This is a genomic window from Flammeovirga aprica JL-4 (genome assembly GCF_012844305.1).
Classification (GTDB): Bacteria; Bacteroidota; Bacteroidia; order Cytophagales; family Flammeovirgaceae; genus Flammeovirga; species Flammeovirga aprica.
In genome coordinates this window covers 1-18,508 of sequence record NZ_JABANE010000060.1, presented here as the reverse complement: position 1 = coordinate 18,508, position 18,508 = coordinate 1, and the positions used below count along the sequence as shown (strand labels likewise).

Genomic DNA, 18,508 nt, shown 5'->3' with positions numbered 1-18,508 from the left:
TGAAATGAGGTTAGTACTTTCTGATATTAAAGTAAAAATGGCTTCCCTCATCAACTTTTGATTCTACCCATAGCTGTCCATTATGGATTTCAATAATTTTTTTGCAAAATGAAAGACCTACGCCAATTCCTTCATATTCGGAATCTAAGTGAAGTCGGGTAAACATACTGAAGATTTTATTTTGATTTTCCTCTTTTATTCCAATTCCATTATCTGTAATACAAAATTCCCAATACTTAGGCTTATCAACACATGAAATAGTAATTATAGGCAGAGCGTTATCTTTTTGATATTTGATGCCATTGTATATCAAATGTTTGAAATGATTTTTGATCAGCAACGGCTCGCCTTGAATTACAGGGAGGTTGTCATAATTAATTACCACATTTTTATCTGCAATGACCTCTTTGAGTTCTACTTTAATATCAATTAAAGTTTTATCGAGATTGATCGCTTTGAATTCATGCGACCTGCTCAGCTTAGAGAAAGACAGCAAACTCAGGATCATCGCATCCATACGTTCTATTTCATCGTGGATGTAGTTGAAATAGATATCAAGTTTTTTGTTGGAGTCATTTACTTCCTTTTTTACAAATTCTAAAAAACTGCTTGCTGTACGTAAAGGCTCGCTCAGATTGTGAGAACAGATATAAGTAAAATGTTCTAATTCATAGTTTTTGTCAACAAGCTGTGCCTGTTTCTTTTGCAGTTTTTTGATATAGCTTTTGTTTTCATTGATAAAGAAGAAGAACAATAAGAATACAATACCGAAAATAAGAATATCAGTCAGAAAACGATCTGCTTTTACATCATCGGCAGAAATATTAATCAACGGATCAAAGTTGCAGAAATGCCAATCAAGATAAATAAAAAGAGCTATACCTGAAAGGGAAAGTAAAATCTTTTTTATGCCCACTTCATCCTCAAACATAACAAAAGGAAGACCAAGGTAGGGAAGAAGTACATACTGAAAGTGAAACGCTTTGCCTAATGTAATACACATTGCTGAAATGATCAACAGGGCTAAAATACAAAAAGTAAGTTGTGCTGTTCTATACTTTTTAAAGTAATTTAAAGCAGGGATAACCGATAAAACAGGACCTATAAAACCTAAGAAAATTTTAGCCTCAATTGGAACTTGATAAGTAAGAGTAATCAGAAATAAAATACTAGCCGCCCCAATACACATCAGAGAAAGACTATTGGCCAAGTGTACCTTCTTCAAGGTTACGGCATCCAATCTTTCATTCACTCCAATGTTTTGAAGGTGACTTAATAATTTTTTGATTCTAGTTATTTTCAATTGAGCAAGGTATTAATAATAAAATTAGGGCGTTGAGCTGATTAAAAGTAAGATACAGTTTGAGTCGTGAAATAGAAAATATTCAAAAGATTTCACCTTTGATCTGCTACATAATGTTATAATCCTTCAATTTTACATTCACTCTGTCGTTTATTGATTATTTATTAATCCCCTCAATTCATACTCTTTTACGATCACATTTGCTTTCGCTTTTAAGACTAAAGTTCTGCTTTCAAGGTTTTTTTCCTGACAATCTGAGTAGTCTTTGTAATTCAATAAACCATTGTCAAAAGCATCTTTTTTAATCTTCAATTCTCTGTTTCTAAATTTCAGAGCCTGTTGAGCAGTTTCCAGAATCACCATAGCGTTTTTCAGTTCTTTAGAAACTACTATGATGTCTTTGGTTACTTCCCTTTTATTTTCATCCAGTTGAAGCTTGGCTTGTTGAAGCTGAATTTTTGAAATTTCCACATCTCTTGATTTTTTACCCCATTGTAAAATTGGCCAGCTCAGTGTTGCACCTACCAATACGTTGGTTTGAGGTATAAGTGGAATATTCCCAAAGTAAAAACCTTGTGCAGTTAAAGTTATATCTGGTATATGCTGGTTTTTGTGATAGGTCAATCCCGCTTCAGCCTTTTCAATCATCAAACTGGATTCTCTTACGCTGTAATTGTCATGAATGATAGCGGAGTCGGTATTGACGGTGCTTAAAAGCTGTATGACGCCAATAGAATCATAAGTGACATCAGCCACTGACCACAATGAATCTTGAGGGAAATCCAGAATAGTATTCAGCTGTAAACGGTATTTTGATGCATCAATTTTGGATTGCTGGAACTTAGATTGATGATCCAATAAATCGGCTTGTAACCCAATCGCGTAAACGTCTAAAAGTTCACCAGCATCCACACCTACCTCTACATCTTTCAACTTCTTTTGGATTAATTCAATTTGCTCTTCATAAGTACTTACTTTTGCTTCTTCAATAGCTATCCCAACATATAATTTTGAAACCCCAGAACGAATTTGCTGTTCAGCTTCATGGTATTTATTCTGAACAATTTTATAATCAATCTCTTTTACTTCAGAACCTGCTTTGATTTTAAAAATTTGAGAGATCGGTTGATAAATCCCAAGGTTGGCTACGCCTAAAAATGTATTATTTTCCGCCAAAGTAAACTCCGCTCCAAATGGAATAGGAGGAACTTCACCTATCAAAGGCAGTTCGTTTACTTTAAGACTTACATCAGTTTTTCTTTCCGTATGATAGTACCAAAAAATACCACCATCAAGCATTACTGTAGGAAGATAATTGGCAGTTACTTTATTGACTTCTTTTTGTTTCTTCTGAATCTCAAGTTGAATTAATTGGAGCTGTTGATTGTTTTGCTTTGCAATTTCTACACATTGATCCAACTGTATGACCTCTTGTGCTTTAGCACCGTTAGGCTGTAATAAGAAGAAGAGTAATATTACTGAAGCTCCTTTTGTGATATGTGCTTTGAGTTCATCTGTCATGCCAAATTTCCAGTAAAGGACAGGTATAGTCAGTAAGGTCATAAACATAGAGAAAACAAGTCCCACAGCCAGTACAGTAGCGAGTGGTGCCCACATAGGAGAGCCTGAAATAATCATTGGTGTTACCCCAATTGCCGCCGCCATAGTGGTTAAGAAAATAGGCCTGATTCTACGTTTACCCGCCCCTATTGCCGCTTCTTTTATACTGTGATTTTCTTTGATGACCAATTCATTGGCAAAATCAACAAGAATGATGGAATTTCGAACAGAAACACCCACTAATGAGGCCAACCCTACAAAAGCAGTGAAACCGAAAGGATAACCTGATATTAATAACCCAAAGAAGGCACCGAACACACTAAGAGGAATGGCAGCCAAAACGATCCCTACTTGATTAAGTGTTTTGAATTGCATTAGAATCACTAAGAAAATGATAAATACACAATAGAGAATTACGTTATTCATTTCTTCAAAAGTCTCTCTTTGACTTTCATCCTCACCACCAATTTCAAGAGTATATCCATGAGGCATTTCATAATTGTCAAGTTCTTTTCTGATAGAATTAAGAACCTGAGAAGGTAACACATCAACTTTAGTTTGAGATTCTACCGTTAGTGTATTGACTCCGTTTCTATGTTTGATATTGGAAGGCATCCAAGCCGGTGTGATTTCAGCCACTTGCATCAATGGAAAACTTGCCCCTGTGACCATGCTGGTTACATAAAAGTTCTTTAATCCTTCAATTTCTTTTTCTTTCACAGCATTATCCTGAATGATGATTGGTAAAGCAGTATTACCTTCCCATAATGTACCCACAGACAAACCGGTATAGGCCACAGTCAGTTGTCGCATTATAGTTGCTTCACTGATACCTAACTGTTGAGCAACATTTTTTATGGTATTGATTTCTATACTTAGCTGATTTTCGAAATGATCGTTTCTTACATTAAAGGAATAAGGAGAACCTTCAAGAATTGCTCTGATATCTTTAGCAATAGTTTGAATTGTGGTATAATCTTTCCCTTTAATTCTCAGTTCTATAGGAGCTTCATAAGGCGTTCCTTGTTGCATTTTTCTAACATCAATAACAGCATCTGGGAAAAGTCCAGGAAGCCTATTTTCCAGTTCAGCTACCCACTCTTCAGTAGCTTCATTTGAAACGGTATTGATCAGCAATTGAGAGAGATTACTCTGAGGGAATTTTGGAGCATAATTATAATAAAAACGGGGAGAAGAGGTACCCACAAAACTGGCATAGCTCACTAGTTTATCATTTCCATTGATCTGTTTTTCAATTTCAAAAGTAATACTATCGGTGACAGAAAGTGCCGTTCCTTCTTTAGTCCTTATTTCAATTACAAACTGATTTCGCTCTGCGGCAGGAAATAATTTTTGTTTCAAAAGGAAATATAAACTACCACCCACCACAAAAGAAAGGGTAGAGAATAAGAATAAAGTTTTAGGATATTTGAAGGAAAGATCGATGGCATGATCAAAGAAAAGCTGTAAATAATCCAGCATACTTTTCTTCCCATTTTCTTTTTTCTCAAACTTCTTTTTGATAAAAGTATAACACAGATAAGGTGTCAGTAACATTGCAATCAAATAGGATGCATTGATGGCAATTGCGACCGTTAATGGTAAGGAATGAATAAATTCACCTACTGCTCCAGAAAGTGTGATAAGAGGGAAGAAGGCTCCTGCAATAGTTAAACCAGCAGTGAAAACAGGGATTTTCAATTCATCAGCCGATTGCCAAGCCGCTTCATAAGGATCATGATCTTCTTCTAATTTTTCTACATAATTATCAGCAATTACAATAGCATCATCTACCAGCATTCCTAGCACCACAATCAAAGAAGCCAATGAAACTTGTTGCAATTGAATGCCCAAGCCATCTAAAATACCAAACGTAAATGCCACCGTAACAGGTATGGCCAATGTGGCAATAAGTGCAACTCTGAATGGTAATAAAAGAAGAATGACAATAATTACGGAAACAATAGCAATGAAAAATTCACGGATAAAATCATTAATACTTTCCTTTACATTTTCAGGCTGATTCACCACATAATCGATCTTCACATCTGATGGAATTTCCGACTGATATTCCTCAATCATCGTTTCCACTTCTTCACCAAAATCAACAATATTAAAACCATTTTGCATTTCCATGGAAATCAAAATAGAGGAAGTGCCGTTTACTCTGATATACTGATCATCTTCTTTATAGCCCCTTTCCACTTCAGCAATATCTTTAATTCGAATGGCTTCCCCTTCAGCACCAACAGCAATGATCTGATTTTCAATATCGGATTGAGTCGAAAACTGATGTGTGCTGATAAACTGTGTATGAATACCATTGACTTCAATATTTCCGGAAGGGACAATAAGGTTTTCACCAGCAAGTGAGGCTAGTATTTGAGGGGTGTAAATTTTATATTGACTAAGTTTTCTGTAATCGACATTAATATAGTAGCACTCTTTTTTAGCCCCCATTTTCTTGATTTTCGAGAGGGAAGTGATGACTCTCAGTCGATCACAGAGGTCATCAACGTATCCTTGAATTTCTCTGCTGCTTCTATTTTTACTCTGAAAAGAAACCAATAGTGCCACTGTATCTCCAAAATCAGATTGAACAATTGGCCCAATCACACCAGAGGGCAATTCGGTTAATTTTAATAAGTTCAGACGGTTTTGAAGTTTAGACCAGAAAATATCGGCTTGCGTTACATAATCCTGTAACTCCACCACAATATATAATACCCCCTCTCTAGAATTGGAATAAGTTTTTTCCTTATTGACTTCTTCAAAACTAAAAAGTACATCTTCAATTTTTGCAGTTACTTTCTTTTCAACATCTGTACTGCTTGCCCCAGGAAAGAAGGCCACAACCAAACCTTCTCTAATATTGAACTTCGGGTCTTCTCTTCTAGGCATCGTTTCCAAAGAAAAAATGCCATACATCACAATAAGAAAAGTAATGGTCAGAATGATTTGTTTATGGTCGAGTGCTTGCTTTACTATAGACATAATCGTTTGGTTTTAAAGTTTAACAGCACTGCCATCCATAAGATTAATTGGAGGATTTAGAATCAATTCATCATTAGCATAAAGCCCTTTGTCAATAATGATATTATTACCTCTTATTTTACCTGTAATCACTCTTTGTTTATGAGCAAGCCCTTTTCGTTTTATAAAAACATAGTTCAGTCCATCAATATCTTTAGTCACTAATTGAATAGGAATACTGATTTTCTCCTCATTGCCATTTTCAAAAACTTCCACATTGCAAAGCATTCCTTCTTTGTATTTGTTCTCTTTATTATCAATCAAAATATCTAATCGGAAAGTACGCGAAAGTTTAGAAGCAGTGGGGTGGAGTGTGGTGATTTTACCGCTTATAGTATCACGGGTTGCATTGATAATGATGGTGCATTCTTTATTATAATCAATGTTATTGACCTTGTTTTCTGGAATTCCTATAGAAGCAAAAACAGAAGTATTATTGATAACTCTGATAATAGGTTCTCCCTTAGAAATACCTCCACCGTTTTTGACCCAAATTTTACTCACAGTTCCACTTACTGCCGCTCTCAAAGTGGTGTATTCCAGTTTATTCTGATATAAAGTGTAATTTGATTGTGCCTGTTGTTGCAGGAATACAATTTTGTTATAGTCTGCTTCCGCTAAACTTCCTGCTTTATACATCTTTGTCAATCGTTCTAGCTGATCATTCGCTTCATCAAGCTTTGCCTTTGCAATTTTCAGTGCTTCCTGATAATCCACTCTGTCTAACTGTGCTAGAACGGTTCCTTTTTTTACTTTTTGTCCTTCTTTAACTCTGATAGCAGATAATTTCCCATCAATCAAAAAGGAATGCTCATGTTTTCCTTCAGATTTGATCTCTCCAAAAAGTTCAAGAGAAGGCTGAATATTTTGAGCTTGAATTTTTTCAACATTGACAGTATAAATAGTGGCCGTCTTTTCTTCTATTTTTTTCTCACACTGAAAAAAAATAAATGCTCCTATTAAAAGAGAGAAGAGTGCTTTTTGGGTCATGGTTCAAAAGATAGAGTTGTATTAGAGTGCAAAGCAGATTGCACTTATAATTTGGGTTGTAGATAAGTCATATTAATAACTTATAGAAGTTAGGTATTGTATGACAGAATTAATAGGCTTTTGTTTTTAATTTGAGGGTTGAAAAGTCATTACTGCTTTTTAATCTAATTCTATCTATAAATTTTTATTTTTTGAAAATAAAAAAGCCGTTGAATCTTAATGAAACAACGGGGTATATATTGATAAAGGTGATGTTAAATCTTTTGAGAAAGTAAATCATCTTTCAATGATTGATTAAATGCCATATTTCCAATAAAAATATTCAAAAGGCTTTTTTGGAATTCTTTTCCCTGAATCATGGCTTTATTTTCATTATTTTTTGAAAGATAAAGTTTATCCCCATAGAAGGTAAGTCTAAAATGATCTCCCATTTTTATCTCATCCTGAAAAATGCTTAAGAATGTTTTGATATCACCATTAATAGCATCTACTTTTCCATTATTCGCTTCAACAATAAGTTCCTGGAAACTTTTATCAATAGAGATCATTTTGTGAGGAATAATGCCGTCAAATTTCTTGATGTTGTCTACCATGTCACCCAGTTCACCGGATTTCATTAAAGCCATATTTTCATCATGGACTTTATTCACTTCTTTGATGGTTTTGTCAGATTGAAATTGATTAGAAGTGATCACCATTTCAATCATTTTAGCATGGTCGTTATAAATAATTTTCAGAGGATCATCTGTTCTTTCAAAAACATATAATCCGCACACAAAAAGTTTAAATAAACCTTCTGAATGCATACCGTGTCCGTTTAGCTTTAGATTTTCGCCTTCAACATTAATTACATTCGGAAATTTGACATTTTTAAAAAAAGAGACATCGTAGGTTTGCTCTTGAGAAAAGGCATTTAGTGAAGCTAATACAAATAAAAGAGTGTAAATGAATTTAATCATAAATAGAAGTATGAAAGTTAAATATTTCGTAATACTGCAATTATTGATATTTATATTTACTTTTTTGGTGAGCGTCGTCACCGTTTTAACAATAAATGTTTAAATAACACTAAAACCCACCTCTCTTTTTATTAGAATAGTATAATTTTATATCATTTTAATCCTTTTATTTGTTGATTTAGCTTAATTAAATGATATTTTTCACCTGTTATTAATGAGATTTATGTGTGTACTTTATTTTTTGTGTCAAATAACCATTTCATTGCCTCATCATCAGAGGTAAAGTATTGTATGTTAAAGGCATCATCTTGAAGCGCACCATCTATGATTTGGTCAAAAGAAATTTGTGCAAGAAAATCTTCAGAAACAATCCATGCTACTTTCTTCAGCTTTTGGTTTTTCATTGCCTTTTCAGACTTTTCATTGATCCAATCTTGCGTTTCGGGCTCAATATTATAGTACGCATTTTTTGTATTGACCAGCATAAGAGTTGGTGCATACTTTTCTGTTATTTCAATGTGTGCCAATACAGTTTTTCTGTATACTTCTTCCGGCATATTGATGGGGGTCTTCCATTCCGACCTTAATATTTCATTTCTTTCATTCCAAAAGTTTGTAATGTAATCGTCCTTATAAATCTCCTCAAATTCCATCCTTCTCGTTTATCAGTTGCATGTTATCCCTATTCCTATTTGGGGAAAAAGGGTGGGGTAACATGTAATTAGTTTAGTAATGTTATTCCAAAATCGTAGTCAAAGATAGAAAGAGTTTTTGTGACTCCAATCCTCAAAAACACCTAAATAACGGTTTTTATAAAAGTTTTTTAAAGATGAAATTGTAATAGGTTGATAAAGTGATTTGTAGGTGTGAATAAAAGTGTGATGAAACAACAAGAGGAGCCAAAAACTCCTCTACCCTTAATGATATAATCTGATAAATTCTATTGTAGCAACCATTCAGTGGCCTCTTCGTCAGTAGTAAAATATTGAACTTTTAAAGCTTGCTGATCAGTGGCATCATCCATAAACTGATCAAAAGAGATTTGTGCGAAAAAATCTTCAGATACAATCCAAGCCATTTTTTTCAGTCCTATTTCTGCTACCAGGCCCACAAACTTTTGATTGATCCAATCTTGCGTTTCGGGCATTATATTATAATATGCATTTTTTGTATCAACTAGCATTCCATGCGGACCAAACTTCCCTGTAATCTCCAAATGAGATAGCACTTCTTGTCTGTATACTTCTTCCAGCATATCGATAGGAGTAGTCCAAATTGTTCTTAAAATTTTGTTCGGGGGATTCCAAAAATTGGTGATATACTCACTCTTGTAGACTAGTTCGTATTCCATTGTTTTTAATTGGTGAAATTTTGACTCTAATAAATAAATATAAAATTTTTTATACAGAACTGATTATTCAGTTATTATAAAATAGGAATAGTACAATAAATCCTTTAAACAGATCAAAATGTTCTTTTAAGGTACTTTTTGGTCTTTTTGGGGAAATCGTAACACTCTGAAATAGCGTTAAGTATGTTGTGAGTTAAACAAACCAATTGGAACAGTATTTACTATAACCCAACTACTGTCTAAACTTAGGTACGGATAATTATCCGTGCCAAGAAATTGATAAATGAGATCGTTGTAAATGATGTATTATTAAGTTTAATGAAATAACTAACCTTGCTTCAAGATTTGATTATTTACTGTTTTGATTGTAGATACCCCGCCTAAAATTTAGGTGGGGTTTTGCATTTTATAAATATTTATCTTTTTAAATTGAACGATTGTTCAGTTTGTGCCGTATGATATCATTATATTTTATTGGAGAATGCTAAGTCAGAATATAGTAGCCTCCCTATAAAAAGTAATTAAACATATTAATAGATAGGGTTTTCCAACCTTTCTCACACTTTTAAAGGTAAAGAAAACAAAATTCACAACTGATGAGATTTTTATTCATTTTTTTATTTTCATTACTCTCTTTATCTAGTTTTGCACAACTTGGAGGCATGGGAGGAGGTTCAGACAGAATAAAGGGCAAGGCTAAATTCATACCGCTTCCATATGTAGATTATGGTGTACAATCAGGAGCCACAATCGGTGCAATACCCGTTTTGATGTTCAATCCATCTGAAAAAGATACACTTTCCCCTTCATCTTCTGTAGGTGTTTTTTCCATGTATAGTGAAAGCCGGACATGGATGGTAATGGCATTTGGTCAGTTTTATCTCAATGAAGACAAGTGGAGAATTTCTACTGTGGCAGGAGTTGGTGATTTCAATTTCCAGACATTTGTAGGAAGTAAAATCAATCGTTGGTACCGTTATAATGCAGTTCTGGATTATGCAGATTTACAGGTAAGTAGAAAAGTCTTCAAGGACATTTATGCCGGAATGGGCTATACTTATACCCGTTTCAATACAACCTTCTCATCAGATATACCACAAAACACCTCTACTATTCATGGTTTAACCCTTGAGGTTTCTATAGACAAACGTTCCAATGTTTCATACCCTCGCAGTGGTTACTTAATTAAGACTAACTTTGTGACACATCCAGCCTTTCTTGGTAATACTCAGAAATCAAATCAGTTAACATTAGAATACAATCATTATTTTCCAGTAAGAAGAAATAAAGATGTTTTTGCTACTCGTTTGTTTACTGGAATGAGCGTGGGAGATGTCAATTTCAACCATCAATTTGTGGTGGGTGAAACAGATATCAGAGGTTATTCTTATGGCCGTTTTAGAGGGAATAGCATTATTGCATTGCAAGCAGAATACAGGTGTAATTTTACAGAAAGATGGGGCATGGTAGGCTTTGCAGGAGTAGCTACGGTTTTTGGTGCAAACAATAAAGCAGATGACGGACGTTTATTGCCTGGTGGAGGTGTTGGATTTAGATACACTTATCTTAAAGATACCAATTCAAAAGTAGGTTTTGATATTGCACAAGGAGATGGTGACTGGGGATTTTACTTTAGGTTGAGTGAGGCATTTTAATACTTCGCTTCTGATAATGTTCAAACATGCTCTAATTATTTTCCGTTTACGAATAAGAACTCTAGTCTCTTATTAATCTTTAATAAATCTTACCATACACCGATTTCTTACGTAAGAATAGTTAAATTTACATAGACCGTAAGTCAAGAGATTTTTCATTTATCATAAGAGATGACAACAAAAGAAAGGCTTGCGAAATGGATAAGAAAATTAATCTATGCTGATGATAGAGGTGCTTTTTGAATCAACAAATTTTAAATTGTAGCATGGGAAGTACTATTATCAATTAACACTAATATATCAATTATGAAAAGAATCTTATTATTTGCATTAACCTTAGCACTAGCAACTATTACTAATGCTCAAAGTATTAAAGGTGTTGTATTAGGAGAAAAATATGGACATTCAACTGCCACTATCACTTCTTTAGGTGGTCATAGAGGTGAAATAAAAGTATTCAAAGATCAAGACGATATTGTATACACTGCTATTTTTAAATCATCGACTTATTTAACAACATCAAAGTTTGAGACTTTAAAAAAGAATATAGAGAAATACTATGATGTAAAACTTAAGTTTAATAGCAGAACGAATGGGTATTACACTCAAAAGAAAGATGTGCTTTATTCGTTGCGTACTACAGAATACAGCAATGCTGATAATGCCGGATCAAGTTCACCTAACTTCAAGTTTGAGTTTCAAATTTCATTAATAAATCTTGCTCAAGATCATCTTTTGTATTTAAGAGATTCGGCGGATGTTGATTTTTAATTTATAAAAAGAAGAATAGAAGATATTAAGTCCTTATTCATAAATTTAGAATGAGGACTTTTATCACAAGAATAATAGATTTCAAGTTTGAAATCAAAAAGTTATGGCATCCATATTCTTTAACTAATACTAAGCTTACGAAGCTATCAAAAATATAGTTTTAATAATCATTTACCCCACTTAATTTAAGTGTTCATCATGAAAAAATATAATAGTTTTTAATCGTTTTATAAAAAAATAATAAATATTCTTTTCCCGATAATAAACCTAATTTCAAACTTTAATTTGATTGATATTTACTTTGTTCTATAAGGTCTATATCCGTTTAGAAAAAATGAAATGTCTAATTTAATTCTTATCACCTTTAATAATACTCCTTTTGATAAAGGTATTTAAAGGTTAGATAGACATAATCAAAAGAATTACAAGCATAGCAGAGTTTGAGATACATTATTATATGTGAAAGTTAATTAAAAGATAGGAGGTTGATAAGTTGACCCCCTTTTTCCTTATCACAAAAAAATAATTATGGACATATTAATCAAAACAATTAACAGTAGCACAGACTTCTTTTATAACAAAACAGTATTTTTTGAAAATCATTCATGCGATACCGAATATGCAAGAGATTTAGGAAAACTAGGAGCATTTCCAGATACAGTGTTTGAATTTACAAATTCTGCAATTTATATAATAGCTGGGTATGATAGTCAGTTATTATCATTTTATGTAGAAGAGTTTAACAAGATGCTTGATGGTATTAAGGATCCTATGGCATTTGAGGATTATGATCATCCGACTTTTATTCTGGAATCGGATTTGTTGTCTTATCTTATTAAACGAATGGGCAGTATTAAAGACATGTATACGCCGTTGGATAATAATAGTACATATTTGATAGACACTATTAAATCAAATATGGAAAAAGCTCATCAAGCACGCATTGATGCTAGTAAATCAGTAATGGATAATATATTTAAGGATAATACATTTATTGCCTTTGATGTAGAAACATCTAATTCAAAGCGTGATTCAATGAATTCTATTTCAGCAGCTAAGTTTGTGAATGGAGAGATAGTTGAAACCTTTGATAAATATCTAAGGTGTGAAGATAATTTTGGTATTTGGCAACGTAAAGGATTAAAGTTTGACCGTCAATTCTTACTTGAAAATGGGGAAGACCCTTTAACAGTTTTACAAGAGTTTGAAGCATTTGTAAAAGATTATCCTATTGTTTATCACAGCGGAGCTAATTTTGACGCGAATGTGTATTATAATACATCAAAACGTTATGGACATGATTACAATAATGTGATACATGGTCGTAAATGGTTTGATACTAAGAAAATCTATGCTGATAATGTAAAGTTGGATAATTACAAACTGAATACATTATGTGACCGTTATGATATTGAACTCGAACATCACGTAGCATTATCTGATAGTATTGCTTGTGGTAAGTTATTAGTAAATGCGATTAAGAATCTTGATATTATAGAACCTGTGAAACGTTTTCAGTATTAAAGAATGAACACAATTTTGAAGACAGGGAACTTAACAGTATACCATAGTGTTATATAGTTGAGATTTAGACATAAATATATAGATAAGTACAAAGAGAGTATAAAACCCTAACTACTTTTAGCTAGGGTTTTATTTTGTCCAATTCCCTCAGTATTACACTGGAAATCTATATAAATAGAATGCCTAAAACATCACCTTATATGCAATATTCGGCAATACCAAAACATCCGTATCATCTGTAATTGCTCCCGTTTTTTGATTATAACTATACCCATAATATTCAGGAGCTCCCAAAGCATTGATGATCTGAATCGTCCATTGAGAAGTATACTTCGGTTTCATGATTTTATAAAGCATACTCACACTCAGAATTTTGCTTGATGGAAATTGTTCACTGTAAGCACGCTCATAATCATATACAATTTCTCCTTGTTCAATCGTCTCCTGTTCCTTTAATGGATGTCTTCTATCTCCACCCATAAAAGTAAATTTACCATTTAATGATAATGTCTTATTACGTTCCCTTCCAACAGTCCATTCTTTACCTCCCAAAATATTGACAACATAACGTTTGTTGAATTGGGAATTTCGCTCAACACCATCACCGCCCACGTATTTTGAATCAAATAGGGAAGAAGTGATGGTATAATAATAGCCTTTCTTTAGAAACTGTTCAAAAGTAAGATCTAAACCAATATTTCTCCCCGTTCCATCATTGACCAAAGGAGCGTCCACAAACCACTGATGTGTAAGGTTCAACATCGAAAAATAATTGCCTTCTATCACTGGGATATTGAATAGGTCTTGATAGAAGATTTCTGATTTAAATCTCAAATTATTATTGATGTTCCAATTATAGCCTAATACATAATGATGTGCCTTGGAGAAGTCTAGAGATTGATTCGGATATGTTTCCACACCCTCCACATTTTGAGGCATTAAATAATAGTGCAGTGCTTCCATTTGACTATGTAAACCATAGCTGAAAGACAACGAATGCCAAGGGTTAATCTGATATTTCAACGCCGCTCTCGGTTCTATTGACAAAGCATTCGTTCCCTCAAAATACTGTCCATATACCCCCACATTCATAGACCATTTTTGAGAAAGTTGAAACTTGGATTGCGTATAAGCTTGTACAAACAGACTGTTCCCATTACCCACAGCAAATGTTTCCAACGGATCGCCCATTTGCTCTGCTTGTTGCATATTGATATCATAATGTTTTTGGGTGATGGTCAAACCTGTTCGGTTCGTATGTTTTTTGCTGAATTTATAATGCAGGTACGTTTTGTAAGAGAAGTCATACTGTACATTTTTAAAATCATCTAATGTATGATTGACCATTTGATTGTCAAGCTCAGAAGAAGACCAATAGGTAGAGTTCCCCGTAAAACCTACAATATTTTTCCAATACCCCTTTTTATTGACAGGCACCTGATAAGACACACCAGAACCACCAAACAGAATATTGGTAGAAAAAGATTGGTTGGCATCATCAAAGGTCCAATCAGTAGAATCTCTTGAAGCATCTCTATATTGACGATCAGCACCACCCACAGCCCAAATGTTCCATTCGCCACCATTTTTAGTAGGAATATTCACTTTAAAAGATAAATCTTGATAGCCCAGGAAACCCATTTCCTCCGGTAAAATTGGTGCCAGCAAAGCAAAAGTAGAATAACGGTAATTGAATAAATACGTGGCATCACTTCCTTTTTTAATAGGCCCTTCAGCACCAAAATCAATTCCATTCACTCCCAATTGCGCTTGATACGATCTCTTTTCGGCATTACCTGTTCGCAACGATAAATCAAAAACACCAGCCATGGCATTACCATAATCAGAAGTAAAAGCACCTGTATAAAAATCAGAATTATCCATTACATACGTACTCAAAGCCGTCACACTTCCACCTCCAAAAGCAACAATATTTGACAAGTGACTGGGATCAGGAATAGGCAAATCTTCCACCTGCCATAAAACCCCTTTTGGAGCATTACCACGAATCACCATACCATTAGAACCCGTAGAACCTGCCACTCCCGCAAATGCTGTTGCCAATCTTGCCGGATCATCAAATCCACCTGCATAACGACTGCTTTCTTCTACCGTAAACTGCCTACCTGAGGCAATTGCCATCGTATTTTGAGGCTCATCTTTGGATGATTTATACACCACTTCCACCTCATTCAGAACGGTCTCATCTTCTTGTAATGCAACACTGATGTTATTGCCATAGGCATTAGGAACCGCCACTTCTTCTTGCACAAAAGATTGATAACCCAACATCTGAAACTGAAGATTATAACGGCCCATCGGTAATTTTAATTCAAATTGACCATCAATATTGGTAGTATTCGAAATAGTGGTATCGTTATAATGTGTGAAAACTAGTACACCAATCAAGGGTTGCTGTGTATCTTTATCAATGACTTTTCCAGAAACAGTGTGGATTAAATTTTGAGCTTGTATATTCGTAACGCAAAAAAATAGTAGCAAAAGGATATTTTTCATGTTTTGATCTCTTTTTTAAAATGATGATGATTGTATTTTTCCTTTTACAAAGAGAGCGTATTTTAACTACTGATTCAATACTGAAAAATAATGATTTTTGGGATACTCATTCATTAACTTCAACTATTAAAGAACTTACTTATGGAACTTGATAAATCTGTAAATCAATATATTACAACTGTAAGGCAAATCGAAAGGTTAGGAAGCTGTGTCACTATTTTCGATTTTGAAAAAAAGTATCATACCTACATCTCCAGAAATTACGATAAGATATTTGGCTGGGATTTTGAAAACGACGAGGACCTCCAAAAAGGATTTATGGACAAGGAAGTCCACCCCGAAGACATTCAGCATCTCAACTATATGAGCGGTTATTTTCTTAATTTAATGGCAGAAGGAGATCTTGATTTGTTCAATGTACAATATGTTACTGAGTATAGAATCAGAAACGCAAAGGGAGATTACGTTTGGGTAATCGAGAAGCATTTGGTATTAGAAATGACAGAAGATCAGCAAAACCTAAAATACACATTAGGCATCGTGGACCAATCCATGCAACCCAATGTACCTAAAGTCTGTACTGCTCAAGTGATCAATACTGAAACAGGAGATGTGAAGGTATTTCCGAGGGAACAAAAAAATTACGATCTATCAAAAAGAGAAATCCAAGTGCTAAAGGAAATCGGAGACGGACTTCTAAGCAAACAAATATCAGACAAACTCAATATCTCTGTCAATACTGTAAACACACATCGTCAGAATATCATTTCTAAAATGGCCGTAGGGAATACGACGGAAGCAGTGCAGGTGGCTATGTCTATGCAGTTGATTTGATAGTCTAATTGACTTTTATTATGCTTAAAAGAGGCAAATTTCCGTATTAAAATACAGCATTTATGAAGGTTATCTTATTTGTTCTAATGTCAATCTTAATTGGATGTTCTCCATATAAAGTATCAAATCAATCCAAAACATCATCTTCAATGCAAGAATTAGATACAATAAAGGCGAGTAGCACTTGTCATTTTGAAGATGTATTAATACACTTGGATAGCAGTTATTTAAAAAGCATCACTGAAGTTTTAAGCAACTATAAACTTGATCCAGACGATTACCAATTGAATGAAATATTTGATTCGTTGGAAGTTGAAAAAATAGAGGCAAAAAAGGACTTATCCGTCATTTATCAGAATATTCAATCGGATTGTAAAAAGATCGAATTTTTGTATTATCTATTTCATCTTGATTTATATCATCCTCACTACTCAGACAAAGAAATATGGGGCGATCTTCCATTTTTACCAGAGCATAGAGAAAGTGGAAGCTTTGATTATACATACTCTATTATTTTGGTATTATTTTATGAAAGCAGGCCTGGTACTGAGTATTGTGAATCATTGAAATTGGATTTAAGGGATCGGTTGGAAGAATTAAATTGTAACTTGTGATAGAAGTTAATAGCAAACTATTTTAGACTTTATGAACAACTGGACCTGCTATATTGACAGTATAGTTATCCGTTGTATTATCTAGTAAAGGTTACTTTTCCACTGTTTCCATTAATTTGATTTCAATAGCTCACCATAATGATTTTAAAACAATTAAATAAGGTTTCAAATGAGAGTAAAAAACTTTTTGAAAATATGGATTACAATTCTAGCTGTAGGAGTGATTTTTATATATTTTTTATCTGAAAGTAAACATGGGTTTTACATGTCTGAAATGGCGTTCATATTATTGTGTTTGATAGTATTAGTATTGTATATTATCATTTTTCAATTCAATTGTAAATAAATTGAGACATTGAGTTATTTTGTTTCCACTAGTTGGAGGTTTTAGTACAAGGTACTGGGGTAACTAAATAATATACTCAAACAACTGGGAGAATTAAAAACTAATAAACGATGAAAGCACTATTCATTATACTTGCCTTTATTTATCAGGATTGTAATGTAAATTATAAAAGTCATAATAATGATAAATTTAATTATGTATCTGAGTTTGATACTATAAATAACTTATTGTTATCACAATCGAAAAGTCAATTTGAATACTTTTATATTTTTCTTGGAATACAGGAAAAGGTGATTTATGTTAAATATGATGATGTAAATAAAAATCATATCATTAATATTTACGAGAATGGGCTATTAGTAAAAGAAAGTAGGTATGATGGGGATTTTACCCCAATTGACAAAAGTTTGGGTCTCACATTTTATTCACAATGCAAGTCTACAATTTCATTTCATAATGCAGAGATTTTCTATGTTAGAGATAATTACAATAATCAATACCTAAAATTTACTTCAATAGGAGCAGAACTGTTATTTACATTATCAGAGAATAAGACTGACCATAAAATAAATACAGTTTATCAAACATTTAACGCATTGATAGTGCCACATTTATAATTGATAAAGGGTGATATTTTTTAAACATGCTTTGTATCTCTTTTGAAAGCTATTTTATATTCTTTTTCCTGCTTACTACATTGTAAACTTAATTTTTGACATTTAGAAATCAGGAGATTTCTTATGATCTGTAGGACACGAATGACGCTTACGCTTAACATTCGCGCCAGGTGGCTTTTTACCTAATTCGTTTGGTAGAACTTCCCCGGCATTGAAGGGAAAAGCGTTAAGAATTTCATGAATTGAGCCGTTAAAAATGATTTTCTTGTTTGAGCTTTAGCGAGTTTAAAATCATTTAGGCGAAAGGAATGGAATTTAGCTTTTGACTTCAAAGCCTTGAATTTTTTGCTTCGTTTTTGTTTCAAGACAAAACCTTAGATTTATAGTGTTGTATTTATCTAAGATGGTAAATTGCTTTTTAAAACTAGGGTAAA

The 18,508-nt window shown here is 33.4% G+C and carries 12 protein-coding genes and 1 pseudogene; 6 read left to right on the top strand and 7 right to left on the bottom strand.

Going from position 1 to position 18,508, the window contains the following annotated elements:
• Nucleotides 1-10: 10 nt before the first annotated feature.
• From HHU12_RS20110 to HHU12_RS20085, 6 genes are all read right to left on the bottom strand, one after another.
• Nucleotides 11-1,303 (bottom strand): sensor histidine kinase, encoded by a 1,293-nt coding sequence (locus HHU12_RS20110; RefSeq protein ID WP_169658535.1) that lies wholly within the window; start codon nt 1,301-1,303, stop codon nt 11-13.
• Nucleotides 1,304-1,453: 150 nt separating this feature from the next.
• Nucleotides 1,454-5,857 (bottom strand): efflux RND transporter permease subunit, encoded by a 4,404-nt coding sequence (locus HHU12_RS20105; protein WP_169658534.1) that lies wholly within the window; start codon nt 5,855-5,857, stop codon nt 1,454-1,456.
• A 12-nt stretch (nt 5,858-5,869) separates the two neighbouring features.
• Complete coding sequence (locus tag HHU12_RS20100) at nt 5,870-6,886, bottom strand: efflux RND transporter periplasmic adaptor subunit (protein WP_169658533.1); 1,017 nt, start codon at nt 6,884-6,886, stop codon at nt 5,870-5,872.
• A gap of 254 nt (nt 6,887-7,140) precedes the next feature.
• The gene (locus HHU12_RS20095; RefSeq protein ID WP_169658532.1) at nt 7,141-7,845 is read right to left on the bottom strand and encodes a chalcone isomerase family protein; all 705 of its coding nucleotides are present in this window, start codon (nt 7,843-7,845) and stop codon (nt 7,141-7,143) included.
• A gap of 221 nt (nt 7,846-8,066) precedes the next feature.
• Nucleotides 8,067-8,498, bottom strand: coding sequence for a hypothetical protein (locus tag HHU12_RS20090; RefSeq protein ID WP_169658531.1), 432 nt, complete (start codon nt 8,496-8,498; stop codon nt 8,067-8,069).
• Nucleotides 8,499-8,785: 287 nt separating this feature from the next.
• A complete protein-coding gene (locus tag HHU12_RS20085; RefSeq protein WP_169658530.1) occupies nt 8,786-9,196 on the bottom strand; it encodes a hypothetical protein in 411 nt (136 codons plus the stop codon).
• Nucleotides 9,197-9,792: 596 nt separating this feature from the next.
• Between HHU12_RS20085 and HHU12_RS20080 the strand changes: the two genes are divergently transcribed.
• From HHU12_RS20080 to HHU12_RS20070, 3 genes are all read left to right on the top strand, one after another.
• Nucleotides 9,793-10,851 (top strand): BamA/TamA family outer membrane protein, encoded by a 1,059-nt coding sequence (locus HHU12_RS20080; protein ID WP_169658529.1) that lies wholly within the window; start codon nt 9,793-9,795, stop codon nt 10,849-10,851.
• A gap of 306 nt (nt 10,852-11,157) precedes the next feature.
• On the top strand, nt 11,158-11,622 hold the full coding sequence (locus HHU12_RS20075; protein WP_169658528.1) for a hypothetical protein: 465 nt from the start codon (nt 11,158-11,160) through the stop codon (nt 11,620-11,622).
• 528 nt (nt 11,623-12,150) lie between these two features.
• On the top strand, nt 12,151-13,146 hold the full coding sequence (locus tag HHU12_RS20070; RefSeq protein ID WP_169658527.1) for an exonuclease domain-containing protein: 996 nt from the start codon (nt 12,151-12,153) through the stop codon (nt 13,144-13,146).
• A gap of 2,190 nt (nt 13,147-15,336) precedes the next feature.
• Here HHU12_RS20070 and HHU12_RS35935 read toward each other — a convergent pair.
• Nucleotides 15,337-15,663, bottom strand: a pseudogene (locus tag HHU12_RS35935) (carboxypeptidase-like regulatory domain-containing protein); the annotation flags it as partial.
• Between the two features lie 141 nt (nt 15,664-15,804).
• Here HHU12_RS35935 and HHU12_RS20060 point away from each other — a divergent pair.
• The 3 genes from HHU12_RS20060 to HHU12_RS20050 all read left to right on the top strand — a co-directional run bounded on the left by HHU12_RS20060 (nt 15,805) and on the right by HHU12_RS20050 (nt 18,074).
• Entirely contained in the window at nt 15,805-16,497 is a 693-nt protein-coding gene (locus HHU12_RS20060; protein WP_169658525.1) for a LuxR C-terminal-related transcriptional regulator, read from the top strand.
• 62 nt (nt 16,498-16,559) lie between these two features.
• On the top strand, nt 16,560-17,111 hold the full coding sequence (locus tag HHU12_RS20055) for a hypothetical protein (RefSeq protein WP_169658524.1): 552 nt from the start codon (nt 16,560-16,562) through the stop codon (nt 17,109-17,111).
• Between the two features lie 456 nt (nt 17,112-17,567).
• Entirely contained in the window at nt 17,568-18,074 is a 507-nt protein-coding gene (locus HHU12_RS20050) for a hypothetical protein (RefSeq protein ID WP_169658523.1), read from the top strand.
• Nucleotides 18,075-18,508 lie beyond the last annotated feature (434 nt).